12 protein-coding genes are annotated in these 13,285 nt (G+C 66.0%); 2 read left to right on the top strand and 10 right to left on the bottom strand.

From position 1 onward, the window contains the following. The first annotated feature begins 70 nt into the window (after window positions 1-70). Together B3098_RS00125 and B3098_RS00120 are read left to right on the top strand one after the other, a co-directional pair. Window positions 71-925 carry a class II glutamine amidotransferase gene (locus B3098_RS00125; RefSeq protein WP_175125103.1) on the top strand — a complete coding sequence of 285 codons (855 nt, stop codon included), beginning with the start codon at window positions 71-73 and terminating at the stop codon, window positions 923-925. 125 nt (window positions 926-1,050) lie between these two features. After that, a complete protein-coding gene (locus B3098_RS00120; protein WP_286888762.1) occupies window positions 1,051-1,668 on the top strand; it encodes a hypothetical protein in 618 nt (205 codons plus the stop codon). Between the two features lie 75 nt (window positions 1,669-1,743). Here the strand turns inward: B3098_RS00120 and dapD are convergent, their stop codons facing one another. From dapD to B3098_RS00070, 10 genes are all read right to left on the bottom strand, one after another. Further along, window positions 1,744-2,721 (bottom strand): 2,3,4,5-tetrahydropyridine-2,6-dicarboxylate N-succinyltransferase, encoded by a 978-nt coding sequence (gene dapD, locus B3098_RS00115; protein WP_279976130.1) that lies wholly within the window; start codon window positions 2,719-2,721, stop codon window positions 1,744-1,746. 1,179 nt (window positions 2,722-3,900) lie between these two features. Continuing rightward, the gene (locus tag B3098_RS00110; protein ID WP_286888759.1) at window positions 3,901-5,031 is read right to left on the bottom strand and encodes a M20 family metallopeptidase; all 1,131 of its coding nucleotides are present in this window, start codon (window positions 5,029-5,031) and stop codon (window positions 3,901-3,903) included. Between the two features lie 33 nt (window positions 5,032-5,064). Then, window positions 5,065-5,970 (bottom strand): alpha/beta hydrolase, encoded by a 906-nt coding sequence (locus B3098_RS00105; RefSeq protein ID WP_175186069.1) that lies wholly within the window; start codon window positions 5,968-5,970, stop codon window positions 5,065-5,067. Then, entirely contained in the window at window positions 5,970-6,980 is a 1,011-nt protein-coding gene (locus B3098_RS00100) for an ABC transporter ATP-binding protein (protein WP_175125109.1), read from the bottom strand. The genes B3098_RS00105 and B3098_RS00100 overlap by 1 nt, the downstream gene beginning before the upstream one ends. A gap of 3 nt (window positions 6,981-6,983) precedes the next feature. Continuing rightward, complete coding sequence (locus tag B3098_RS00095; protein WP_286888753.1) at window positions 6,984-7,961, bottom strand: ABC transporter ATP-binding protein; 978 nt, start codon at window positions 7,959-7,961, stop codon at window positions 6,984-6,986. Next, on the bottom strand, window positions 7,958-8,878 hold the full coding sequence (locus B3098_RS00090; RefSeq protein WP_105237134.1) for an ABC transporter permease: 921 nt from the start codon (window positions 8,876-8,878) through the stop codon (window positions 7,958-7,960). Before B3098_RS00090 ends, B3098_RS00095 begins: the two co-directional genes overlap by 4 nt. Window positions 8,879-8,884: 6 nt before the next feature. Further along, the gene (locus tag B3098_RS00085) at window positions 8,885-9,862 is read right to left on the bottom strand and encodes an ABC transporter permease (protein WP_175139461.1); all 978 of its coding nucleotides are present in this window, start codon (window positions 9,860-9,862) and stop codon (window positions 8,885-8,887) included. Window positions 9,863-9,920: 58 nt separating this feature from the next. After that, window positions 9,921-10,904 (bottom strand): succinylglutamate desuccinylase/aspartoacylase domain-containing protein, encoded by a 984-nt coding sequence (locus B3098_RS00080; protein WP_286888746.1) that lies wholly within the window; start codon window positions 10,902-10,904, stop codon window positions 9,921-9,923. Window positions 10,905-11,037: 133 nt separating this feature from the next. Next, on the bottom strand, window positions 11,038-12,651 hold the full coding sequence (locus B3098_RS00075; protein ID WP_175186066.1) for an ABC transporter substrate-binding protein: 1,614 nt from the start codon (window positions 12,649-12,651) through the stop codon (window positions 11,038-11,040). A 376-nt stretch (window positions 12,652-13,027) separates the two neighbouring features. Then, complete coding sequence (locus B3098_RS00070) at window positions 13,028-13,261, bottom strand: hypothetical protein (protein WP_008161006.1); 234 nt, start codon at window positions 13,259-13,261, stop codon at window positions 13,028-13,030. Between the last annotated feature and the right edge of the window lie 24 nt (window positions 13,262-13,285).

Here is a 13,285-nt window from a genome sequence, read left to right as displayed (position 1 = left end):
GGCTGCCGCGGGCTTGAAGTAACGCGCGCCCCGCTCCTACACTGGCCTATCCGGATAGAAGGAGCGCATCATGTGCCGTTGGCTGGCTTACACCGGTAGTCCCCTGCAGATGGAGAGCGTGCTGTTCAAGGCCAAGCACTCGCTCATCGAACAAAGCCTGCATTCCCGCCTGGGCGCCACCACCACGAATGGCGACGGTTTCGGGCTGGGCTGGTACAGCCGCCCCATCGAAGGCCGCCCCATCGAACCGCCGTTCCGCTATCGCAGCGTGCATCCGGCCTGGAACGACCGCAATCTGCGCGAGGCCGCCCGCGCCATCCACGCACCGCACTTCGTCGCGCACATCCGCGCCGCCACCGATACCCCCGCGCAAGAGACCAATTGCCACCCTTTTCGGCACGGGCAATGGCTGTTCGTGCACAACGGCCTCATCCGCGACTACCCGCTGCTGCGCCGTGATCTGATGCTGATGATTGCGCCCGCGTATTTCGGATCGCTGGAAGGCTCCACGGATTCCGAGGTGATGTTTCTTCTGGCCCTTACGTTCGGCCTGGACGAAGACCCGATCCCCGCAATCGCCCGCATGGTGGGCGCGGTCGAGGAAACCGGCCGGCGCCACGGCGTGGCGCATCCCATCAACATGACCGTATGCGCGCTGGACGGCGAGCGCCTGATCGCGGTGCGTTATTCCAGTGAAGGCGACTCGCGCACGCTGTTTCACAACACCTGCGTGCGCCACCTGCGCGAACTCTACCCGGACAACGCGCAGATCGCCGCGATGGACGACGACGCGTTCCTGCTGCTGTCAGAGCCGCTGTCGGACATGGCCGGTGTCTGGGAAGAAGTACCCGAATCCACCGCGATCATCGCCGGACGCGGCGACGTGCAGCACATGCGTTTCGCGCCGATTCCCCCGGGCGAGTGATTTCCGTTCAACGTGCGGGAATTGGGGTCATCAAGCACGTATTTCGCATATGGGGGAGAATACGGCTCGCAAGACATTGCGACGTCCTGGGCCGCGATAGCACCCCAATCCATTCAGGAAGTTGCATGACAGATAGAGAAACCCCGCAGGCCATAGACGCATTCGCGGTGTTTACCCGCACGGGGAGCGCCCCGGATTGCTTTGAATTGCACGAAAACGGAGTCGTCAGCCAGGAAGGCGGCGCCCGCATCTACACCGCATTCGCGGACATCCAGGATCTCTGCCTCTACACCGGCCAGCCGGACGCGCCAGCAGGATCCGCCGACCGCCTGGCGTACCGCAGCGCCGCGCAAGGCGCCTGGACTGTCGCCACCGGCATCGACGAATTCCCCGCGTTCATGGACGGCTTCCGCTCGCACTACGTGGCGCGCCGGCTGCCGGTTCTGGAATCGCTGACCGAGCAGGGCGCGCGCGTCACGTTCCGCCATATCACCGGCGGCACATTCCCCAACCTTGAAACGCGCGAAGTGTCCTTGTCCGCACAAGGCCTGCACATCGACGGCGTCACGTGGCCCTACGAGTCGCTGCAGCCCATCGATCTGAACGACTGGACCGACACGGTCACCCTGCAGGACGACAGCGGCAAGACGGTCTTCTCATGCCGCGTGGCGCGCATCCTGAGTTCCGACCTCTTCGTCAACCTGGTGTACAACCAGCTGGGGCAAACGGCGGAATACGCCTGACGCCAAGGCGCCGGCTCGGGTAACCGAGCGCACGCCGCATGATTGATATGGCCGCTCGCAGCGGCCATATTCCATTCAGTGCCCCGAATGCAGCGCGGGATTCAACGTGCCCCACGCCGCGGTCCGCACCAGCGCCTCCACCGCGCCGGTCTGCGAATTGCGGCGGAACAGCAGCCCGTGCTGACCGGCGAGCGACACCGCCTTGACCACCGCGCCCTCCGGCGTCAGCACCCGTGTGCCGGCGGTGACGTAGCAACCGGCCTCGACCACGCAATCGTCGCCCAGCGAAATGCCGATACCCGAATTGGCGCCAAGCAGGCAACGCTTGCCGATGGACACCACCTGCTTGCCGCCACCCGACATGGTCCCCATGATCGACGCGCCGCCGCCAATATCGGTGCCATCGTCCACGATCACGCCCGCACTGATGCGGCCTTCGACCATGGACGCGCCGAGCGTGCCGGCGTTGAAATTGCAGAACCCTTCATGCAGCACGGTGGTGCCCGGCGACAGATGCGCGCCCAGCCGCACACGCGCCGTGTCCGCGATACGCACGCCACTGGCCACGACGTAATCGGTCATGCGCGGAATCTTGTCCACGCCGCGAATTTCCAGCACCTGCCCGGTGGCGCGCAGATGCCAGCGCAGCGCGTCAACCTGATCCACCGCACAAGGCCCCACCGAGGTCCACGCGACGTTGGCGAGCACGCCAAACAACCCATCCAGATTGGCGCCATGCGGCCGGATGAGCCGGTGACTTAGGAGATGCAAACGCAGATAGGCGTCGTGGGCATCAACGGGCGGCTCGTCGAGCGAGGAGATGGCGGTGCGCACGGCAACGATATCGACCTTGCGGCGCGTGTCCCGGACGAGCGCCGTGGCAACGTGCTCGCCAAGCGCGGCGCGCGCTTCTTCAGGCGTCAGATGACGAGTCCCGGTGGGAGGCGCGTTGTCGGCGAGCGAGGGACGCGGATACCAAGTGTCAAGGATGGTGCCGTCGGCGGCTAACGTGGCTAGGCCGTAAGCGATGGCGCTGGTGGGGGCGGCGGACATGAGAGATGGTGGGGGATGGCGATTTTGGTGGGCGACATTCTAGGCGAATGGATCTGGATGATGGTGGTATTCGGGTGGTGGTGGGTTTGTCTGCGTAGGTAGTTATCACTAGGTGTCTGAGACCTGCTGAGACGGTGCTCTGCGATGACGATCGTTTTCTCGGGTGTCTGACACTGGCCCTCGTGGCGGTCTTCGTAGGTCGCCCGACGCCGTGGTCACCGGGGAGGCGATCGCCCACGATTGCGGTCCGGAGCCTTCGCTCCGGACTGCCCCTTCGTCATCTTCGTCCGCCTTCGGCTCCCTTCAGATTCCCTCGGGCGCATCGACGGCGCTCGCCTCCCCGGTGACCACGACGCCGTGCTACGAGGGTCTTTGGTTTGTGGCGCTACAAGACCTGTGGTCAGGGAAGGGGATCTGCGGGGCCGCCGGGTTGCTGCCGCCCGGACGGCGGCAACCCGGCATTGGGCCGGTGGGGCGTCGTGGCGGTGGTCGCTTGCGCGCTGGTGACGGTTGGCTTGCTAATGGGCCGTCGTCACGGGGGGAGGGGCGGTGATGGGCGGCGCGGCGACGGTCAGCCACAACTTGCCGACCGGTTCGCGCCGCCCATCGGGCACTGGGGTTCAATTGACGATTAATGGCGGCTCCGCTTGAACTTGGCGAGAGGTCTGCCGCTGCCGGTGTCTGACATCCTTGGGAGACGCACTTGGTATGAAGCGAATCTCACCTGGGTGTCAGACACCTGGATCAAATGCAGCCACGCGCGAAGCGTTCATCGCTACGCCGCAAGACGCCGCGTAAGTCTCCGGAGGCCGCCCGCGCGGCCGAACGGAGACGGGCACCGCAAGCTGCTTCTGGCCAGAGAAGATCTACACAAAAATGCCAAGCACGCTGATCGTCCCAGCTGCCTAAAGACTTGAATTGCCAGAGTCCGGTGCGGTGGCGGGCCGGGGCGCGCGGGGCGTCGATAAGCCCGAGGGAATCGGAAGGCAGTCGCCGGAGGCGACAACGACGATGACGACGGGGGGGGCCGCCTAGGCAAGTCCGGAGCGAAGGCTCCGGACCGCAATCGTGGCCCCGCGCGCCCCGGGCCGCCACCGTGGCGGACGTCTTAAGAACTCAACCACCCGGCCGCATCAAGAACTCAACTCTTCGCGCAAAGATGCCGCAAAAAACTCAACATCAAGCCAAATCCCGCAGCAGCAATTCCCAAAACTTCAACCGCTGCTCCAACGTAGACACCAGCACATACTCATTCAACGTATGCGCGCCATCCCCATCCGCTCCCAACCCATCCAGCGTCGGAATACCCATTGCGGACGTGAAGTTGGCATCGCTGCCGCCACCCGTCATCGGCGCATCTTCAAGCAAGAAGCCCGCGCGATCCGCAAACCCCTGCACCAAGGCCAGCAACGCAGCCGCCGCCTCCGTCTTCACCATCGGCGGACGGTTCAGTTCCACGTCGATGTCCAGTTCAACGTCCGGACCCACTGCGCACAGTTCACGCATCCGGCGCAGCACGTCTTCCGCGGCGCCCATGTCAGGCACGCGGAAATCCACCACGCAGCGGCACAGCGCCGGAACCGTGTTGGTGACCGTGCCGCCCGCGATGGTCCCCACGCTCACCGTGATCCCACGGTCGTAGTCCGTCATCGCTTCCAGCGCCAGCACCTGATGCGCCATTTCGCGGATCGCGCTGCGGCCCTTCTCGTGTTGCATGCCTGCGTGGGCCGGGCGGCCCTTCACGTTCAGGTTCAGCATGCCCGTCCCCTTGCGTGCCGTCACGCACTTGCCGCCGTTGGGGCGGGCCGGTTCGCAAACCAGCGCGTACTTGGCATTCGCGGCGAAGCGTTCGATATGCGCGCGCGAGGCGTGGCTGCCCGTTTCTTCGTCCGGCACCACCAGGAAATCCACCGGCAGTTGCGTCGCACCCGGACGCGCCACGCCGGCCAGCGCCGTCAGCGCCAGATAGATGCCCGCCTTCATGTCATAGCTGCCCGGGCCGTAGAGACGGTCGCCGTCGATGCGCACCGGGTTTTCCAGCAGCGTGCCCACCGGATGCACCGTATCCATGTGCGCCAGGATCAGGATGCCCGGACGCGTATCGCCCGGCGCGCGGTTGGTCGCGTACAGCAGCGGGCCCGTCGAGGGCCCCAGCGACGACAGCTCCACCGCCAGGCCGGCCGCAGCCGCGTAGTCGGCGATGATGCGCGCCATCGCGGCGATGCCTTCCGGGAAGTTCGACGGCGACTCGCATTGCAGCCAGCTTTGAATGCCGGCGACGATCTGTTCAGTGCTCTGGGTGTTGGACATGGCGGTATCGGGTTTCAGCAATGGAAAAGGGATTCAGGCGACCTGCTGGCCGGCCAGGCGGGCGAGCTCGGCATCGTCGGGCATCTTGCCATCGAACCACAGGCTCGCGCACACGGCAGACATCGCGCGGCCGTCGTGGCCGATGCCCGGCACCACCTGCAGCTTCCAGCCAAACGGCACGCCGCGGCGCTCGGCCTCTTTGCGGCCGAATTCGAAGTAGTTCTGCGCACGGGCAAAGCGGTGCGGGCCCTGGCGCATCGCGGCGGGCTCGGACGGCAGGTTGGGATCGTTGGTCTCGATGTCCTTGTCGCCCGCCAGGATCGTCATCGGGTAGGCCAGCAGCTTCACCAGATGGTCCTCGGTCAGCCCCACGCCGTCCATGCCCTCGGGATAGGGATAGTCGAACGTCGGCAGCGTGTACCAGCCCGGATTGCCCGCCGTCACCGCCTTGAAGGGCGCGTGCGGCTGGCTGCTCATCAGGCGGTGGACGAACTGGCCGCCCGCGCTGTGGCCGAACAGGTACACGTTCTGCCCGTCGGTGATCTCGCCGGCGATCATGTCCTTGATGACGTTGCCCACCAGCGCATACGTCCAGCCATCGATGTGGCGCGGATTGCCGCCGGCCGAAAACACCCGGCCGTTGTTGTAGCTTTCAACGCCCGGCCAGATCTCGTTCGAGAACGTCAGCGCCACGATCAGCAGCTTGTGCTTGTCGGCGGCTTCGACCCAGAAATCGCGGTATTCGTCGCCGTTGCGCAGCACGCCGTGTTGCACGATCACCACCGGGCGGTCCGGCGTGTAGCCGTAGGGGCGGTAGGTCTGCAGTTTGAACGGACGGTCGTAGTTGCGGTCCTCGTCCACGTACAGGATCGCGTTGCGGCCCGCATGGCCCATTTCGATGGCGATGCGGTCCACGTTGGACATATCGGAAGGTTTCATCAGGCGCTCGCTTCGTTCAGGTGGCAGGCCGACCAGTGGCCCGCCGAGATTTCTTTCAGGGCCGGCGCCACTTCACGGCAGCGCGGCATCGCGTGGGGACAGCGGGGGTTGAACGTGCAGCCGGACGGCGGATTCAGCGGCGACGGAATCTCGCCCTTGATCGGCGTGAACTTGCGGCCGCGGCGCGCCACATCCGGCACTTCGGCCATCAGCGCCTGCGTGTACGGGTGATTGGCGCGGGCAAAGATTTCGGCCGACGTCGAGATCTCCACGATCTTACCCAGATACATGATCGCGACGCGGTCAGAGATGTGCTTGACCACGCCCAGGTCATGGCTGATGAACAGGTACGTGAAACCGTGCTGTTCGCGCAGGTCCATGAACAGGTTGATCACCTGCGCCTGGATGGACACGTCCAGCGCCGCCACCGGTTCATCACAGACCAGAAACTTGGGCGCCACCATCAGCGCGCGGGCGATGCCGATGCGCTGGCGTTGACCGCCCGAGATCTGGTGCGGGAAGCGGTCGCGGTATTCGGTGGCCAGACCCACTTCCGTGAGCGCCTGGTCGACGCGGGCGGGGATCTCCGCCGGGGGCGCCAGCTTGTGCACCTTCAGCGATTCGCCCAGGATCTGCCGCAGGCGCTGGCGCGGGTTCAGCGAGGCCTGCGGATCCTGGAAGATCATCTGCACGCCCAGCGTGTACGCCAGCTTGTCGGCGCCGCGCAGGCGGTTGGCGTCCAGGCCCTGGTACAGCAGCTCGCCTTCGGTCTGGCGATGCAGGCCGGCCACGACGCGTCCCAGCGTGGACTTGCCGCAACCGGACTCGCCCACCAGGCCCACGACTTCGCCGCGTTTGATGGACAGGTCCACGCCGTTCACCGCGTACACGGTGCGGCGGTCGATGGGGCGGCCGGTCAGGGCGAGAATGCGTTGGGCCAGGTCAGGCCGCTGCTCGAAGCGCTTGTGGACGTTCTTGAGCTCGATGACGGGGGTATCGGCTTGGCTCATTGCTTACTGTGTCTCGCGGGCAATCGGCACGTAACAGCGATAGCTGCGCGAACCTTCGGTGGTGACGGAGGGGGCCTGCTCGGTGCAGCGCGTGACCGCGTTGACGCAGCGCGGCCGGAACGCACAGCCCGACGGACGGCCCGCCAGGCTGGGCGCCATGCCGTTGATCTGGTGCAGGCGCGCGCCCGGCTGCGTGGCGCCGGGCATCGAGTCCAGAAGGCCCTTGGTATAGGGGTGGCGCGGTGCGTCCAGCACCTGTTCGACCGGACCGCTTTCCACGATACGGCCGGCATACATCACGGCCACGCGGTCCGCCAGCTCGGCCACCACGCCCAGGTCGTGGGTAATCCAGATCAGCGCCGTGTTGTGCTCGCGGCAGATCTGCTGCATGCGGTACAGGATCTGGCCCTGGATGGTGACGTCCAGCGCCGTCGTGGGTTCGTCGCAGATGATCAGGTCGGGTTTGTTCAGCATCGCAATCGCGATCGCCACGCGCTGACGCATGCCGCCCGAGAATTCGTGCGGATAGCTCTTCAGCCGCTTTTCCGGCGACGGGATGCCGACCATGGCCAGCGCCTCGCGGCAGCGTTCCTCGGCCTGGGCGCGCGGCACGTCCTCGTGCGTCAGGATCGCTTCCATCATCTGCTCGCCGATGCGCAGCACCGGGTTCAGCGTCATCAGCGGGTCCTGGAAGATCATGGCGATGCGGTTGCCGCGCAACTGGCGCATCTGCTCTTCAGACAGCTTGCGCAGGTCCGTGCCCTTGAACTTCACTTCGCCGTCGACGACTTCGCCCGGCGGGTCGATGAGGCCCAGCAGCGAAAAGCCCGTGACCGACTTGCCCGAACCGGACTCGCCCACCAGGCCCACGATCTCGCCACGGCGCACGGTCAGGTCGACACCGTCGACCGCCAGCCACGCGCCGGCCTCGGTATGGAATGCAGTGCGCAGGCCGCGCACATCAAGAAGAATGTCGCTCATGCTCGACGAGGATCCAGGCTTTCGCGCAGGCGGTCACCCACGATGTTGATGGAGAGGATGAGAACCAGCAGCGCAATGCCCGGGAACAGGCTGATCCAGTAGTCGCCCGACAGCAGGTACTGGAAGCCGTTGGAGATCAAGAGGCCCAGCGACGGTTCGGTGATCGGCACGCCCACGCCCAGGAACGACAGCGTCGCTTCCAGCGCGATCGCGGTCGCGATCTGGATGGTGGCGAACACCATCACCGGACCCAGGCAGTTGGGCAACAGGTGAAAGAGCATGATGCGCCACGCCGGAAAGCCCAGGTTGGCCGCGGCCTCGACGTATTCCTTGCGGCGTTCCTGCAAGGCGCGGCTGCGCATGATCCGCGCGTAGTGGCCCCATTGCACAAGGACAAGCGCCAGGATCACCTTGTCGACCCCCCGGCCCAGCACCACCAGCAGCACCAGCGCCACCAGAATGGTCGGAAAGCCCAGGATGAAGTCGACGATGCGCATCAGCACGGTGTCGACCCAGCCGCCGATGTAGGCGGCCACCAGGCCGATCGCGCCGCCGATGGCGGTTGCCAGCACGACGGCGGACAGGCCCACCATCAGGCTGATGCGCAGGCCATACAGGATGGCGCTGAGCATGTCGCGGCCCTGGTCGTCGGTGCCCAGCCAGGCGATGCTGCCGTCCATCAGCGCCTGGCGCGGGGCCAGGCGCCCGTCCATGAGCGACAGGTTGGCCAGGTCGTACGGATTCTGCGGCGCAAAGAATGGCGCGAAGACCACCAGGATGATCAGGACGGCCAGCGCGATGACCGAGCCGCGCACCGTGGGGCGCGCATGCAGTTTTTTCAGGATGGCGGCGCGCCGGGGCGTCTCGGCCAGAGGCTGGACGGTGCGGGTGCGGCCGGGATTGGGAGAGTTAGCCATGGCGGTTCAATGAGCGGGGGCCACGAGCTGCACGCGCGGGTCGAGCGCGGCGTACAGGATGTCCACAACCAGGTTGATGATGACGAAGATCAGCGTGACCAGCATCACGTAGGCGACGACGACGGGGCGGTCGAGCTGGTACACGCTGTCGATCAGCAGCTTGCCCATGCCGGGCCATGCGAACACGGTCTCGGTGATGGTCGAGTAGGCGATCAGCGTGCCGAACTCCATGCCGATGACGGTGACCACCGGGATCAGGATGTTGCGCAGGATGTGGCGGCGCACGATGCGGCCGGGTTTGACGCCCTTGGCGCGCGCGAACTTCACGTAGTCCTGGCTGCGGGCTTCCACCACGCCGGAGGCCGTCAGGCGCAGCACCAGGGCGATGTTGGCCAGCGCCAGGTTGATGGCGGGCATGATCAGGTGCGACCAGCCGTCGGCGGTCAGGATGGACAGGCGCACGCCCAGCACGGTCACCGTGTCGCCGCGGCCGGTGGCGGGCAGCCAGCCCAGCCAGACGGCGAACAGCAGGATCAGCATCATGCCCTGCCAGAAGTTCGGCAGCGAAAAGCCCAGCACGGACGAGGCCATGATGCCGCGGCCCACGTACTCATCGCGGTACAGGCCCGCGATCAGGCCCAGCGGAATGCCGATCACACAGGTCAGCATGATCGCGACGATCACGAGCTCGAACGTGGCGGGAATGCGCTGCACGATCAGTTCGATCGCCGGGATGCCGTGCACGAACGAGGTGCCCAGATCGCCGTGCAGCGCGCGCCACAGGAAGCCTGTGTACTGCTGCCAGACGGGCAGGTCCAGGCCGAGGCGGGCGATCATCGCCTCGCGCGCGGCCTGGCTGGCTTCGGGGCTGACCAGCAGCTCGATCGGGTCGCCCACGGCATACACCGCGAAGAAGACCACGACCGACACGGCCAGCAGCACGAACAGACTCTGTATCAGTCTGCGTAGGATGAACAAGGCCACGAGATGATTTCCTTGGTGGGCTCAGGGTTGGGGAAAAGCCGGGGGTGAAAGGCTGTTGCTAGGCGATCGGCTGCGCCAGGCGCACGACGGTGACGCCGGGCCGCAGGTTGGCGGTGGACGGCATGATGAGCACGCAGTTGTCGTACGGGGTGGTGACGGGCTCGCCTTCCGACCAGCCGATGACGGTGCCCGCCTTGGGCAGCATCTCCAGGCCCTTCCAGGCCTCGGCGAAACGGAAGTCGGCGCTCTTGGCGGCGATAGCGTGCGTGACGCGCAGCGCGCGCTGCAGCGGCGCGCCGGGCGCGAACCAGGCGGCGGGGATGTCGCTGCGGTCCACCGTGCCGGCCTGCACCAGAAAGCGTGCCATCTGGTCGGCGGCCACGCCGCGCGCCTCGGGGGCGCCATGGAAACCGCATTCAATCAGCAGGGACCGCGTGCCGTTGTCGCCGGCTTCGCCGAAACGGCCGAAATCGCGCATGCGCACGCCGGCAGCGTGGCCCGCGTCGGCAATGATGGTGGCGGGATTGCCCAATGCCAGGGCCAGATCGATGTTGCGCTGCTCCAGGCCGGTCAGCTGCAGCGGCACGTCGGAATTGCTCATCGAATGAAAGTCGAGCAGCCAGTCCGCCTGTTCCACCCACGGCCGGAGCTCGGCGGCGCGGCGGCGCTCTTGGGAGATCGGCGCGGACAGCTTGTCCTCGCTCCAGACGCGGTTCATGTCTTCGTCCACGAAGCGCGCGGGGGCGTAATTGCGGGCGTCGAAGCGGTCGAAGGCCGCCAGGTTACAGAACGCCAGCGTCAGCGTGCCGCGGCGCGGGCGCAGGCCGGCGGCAAGCAGGTCCTTCAGCGCCCAGGCGCCGCACAGTTCGTTGCCGTGGATCAGCGCGCTCAGCATCACCCGCTTGCCGGGCGCGCCGGAATCGAAATGCCAGACGCCGGGCGTGTCGGTGTTGCCCACGCGCTCGGCCGACAGGTCCGGACAGGCCAACAGGAAAGGACGGGGGGCAGGGGCGGACGAAGACGGGGGCAAAGACGTGGGCATGGCGGTTCCGATGAAGCGAGACGATTGTAGGGGATGGGGCGGGGGGCTCGGGCAAAGCGGGGCGCATTTGCGCCGCCACAAGGCAAAACGGCTGCACGAGGCAGCCGTTTCTTCTTTACTCAGCCCAGCCGGCTCACTTGGCGTCGGGCTTGACCGAGGTGGCCAGGGTGTACTGGTCGCGGCGGCCTTCGTACGAGATGCCCTTGCGGTATGCCCAGATGCTGCTTTCGAAGTGCAGCGGGATCAGCGGCACGTTGTCCAGGGCGATCTGGGTGGATTCCTGCAGCAGCTTTTCGCGCTTGGCGGGGTCAACCGTCACGATGGCCTGCTTGTAGACCTTGTCGAAGTCGGCATTCGAGAAGCCGCCGTAGTTGCTGGTGCCCAGGCTGACGGGCGAATCCAGCGTGGCGACCCACAACTGGAACAGCGCCGACGCTTCACCCGTTTCCGCCGGCCAGCCGCCCATCGAGAAGCTGAACTCGCGCTTGGCGCGCTTGGGGAAGTAGATGGAGGCGGTCATCGCGTCCACGTTGGTCTTGATGCCGACGCGCGACAGGTACTGGGCGACGGCTTGGGCGACCTGGCCGTCGTTGACGTAGCGATCGTTGGTGGACGACAGCGTCAGTTCAAAGCCGTTCGGGTAGCCGGCTTCGGCCAGCAGCTTCTTGGCGCCTTCCGGGTCGTACTTGATTTCCGGGGCCTTGGGCAGCGCGCCGAACATGCCGTCGGGCATGAACTGGAAGGCCGGGGTCGCCATGCCGTCCATGATGCGGGCGGTGATGGTCTTGCGGTCGATGGCCATGTTGATGGCCTTGCGCACGCGCAGGTCCTGCAGCGGGTTTTTGCCGTCAGCGCTCTTGACGAACGGGCTCGGGTTGCGGCCCACGTCCGGCTGGAAGAACACCAGGCGGGTGGACGGCGTGGCCACGAAGCCGAACTTCGGGTTGTCCTTCAGGCGCGGCAGGTCACGCGCCGCGGGGTTTTCGATCATGTCGAAGTCGCCGGACAGCAGGCCGGTCAGGCGCGGGCCGGCGGACGGCACGGGCACGAACTTCACTTCCTTCCAGTGCGGCTTCTCGCCCCAGTAGTTCTCGTTGCGGACCAGCTCGATGCCGGTGCCCTTGACGTAGGACTTCAGCATGTAGGGGCCGGTGCCGATGGCGTCCTTGCCGTTGTTGAAGTCGACGACCGTGGGCCAGGCGCCCGTCACGCCGCAACCCTTCTTGGGGTCGTACGTGAGCTTGCCGTGTTCGACGATGCCGTTCCAGATGATCGGCAGCGAGCGGGCCAGTTCGGCCGGCATCAGGGGGAAGGGTTCGCCCGTCTTGATGATGACGGTGTGCGCGTCCGGCGTCTGGACGTCGGTGATGCGCTTGGTCATGTCCATGTAGGACTGCGACACGTTGGTTTCGTTGTTCAGCGTCCGGCAGATCGTGAACAGCACGTCTTCGGACGTGAACGGCTTGCCGTTCGAGAACTTGACGTCGTCGCGCAGCTTGAATTCCCAGGTCAGGTCGTCCAGGTTCTTCCAGGAAGTCGCAAGCTGGGGAACCAGCTTCATGTCGGCGCTGCGGCCCACCAGCGAGTTGTAGACGTGCGCGGAGAACGCGTCGTTCTGCGTCATCTTGTGATAGTGGGGATCCGCCGAGGTCGGTTCGGCCGACAGGCCGATCTTCAGCGTCTGGGCTTGGGCGGCTGCCAGGGGAATGGCGGCGGCCACAAGGGCCAGGGTGGTGCGCAACTTCATGGTGACAACTCCGGATGGGGAACGAACCGGATCGTGCAGGCGGCCACGCGCGCCAGGGGACGACTGCGTCGGCCAGGGGGCTTGCGGGGAATTGTCGCCAGGGCACGACGGCAAGGGGCCGATTATCGGTAGGGGGTTCGCGCGCTGTCAATGCGCAGCGGCAATCGGGGCGCTAGGGAAAACGCCGAGAGGGGAAGGGAGAGAGGGCGTCGCGCGGTCCCTCTTGGGACCTCTCGCGACGCGATGGCGCCGGTGAGGGGACGGGCGCCGAAACGTTGCGGCGGGCGCCTGGGGAGGGCCAGGCGGGCGCGGCAACGGCAGCGCGCCAGGCTGAGTCGCGGGAGATTGGTCGCGATTCAGCCTGGCGCGGCTGTTATTACCACTGCGATCCGGAGAAGCGCGAGCTGGCGGCGCGAGCCTTGTTCATCGATTCGTTCACTTCGTCGATGAAGGCAAAGACGGCGGCAACAGCGGCTGCTACGGATTGGCCAGCCTTCTTCAGGCTGGTCAGCGGGTGAGAATTCGGTTGGTTTTCGAGAGCGCCGCGGAGCAGGTCACGCTCCAGCGCGTCGGTCAGGCGGGCAGTGTTGTTCAGGGTCAGTTCGCTCATGGTTTGGCTCCAGTCCGTTTCGTC

This window comes from Achromobacter sp. UBA2119, assembly GCF_002331005.1.
GTDB classification, from domain to species: domain Bacteria; phylum Pseudomonadota; class Gammaproteobacteria; order Burkholderiales; family Burkholderiaceae_B; genus Achromobacter; species Achromobacter animicus.
This window is presented reverse-complemented; position numbering and strand designations above follow the sequence as displayed.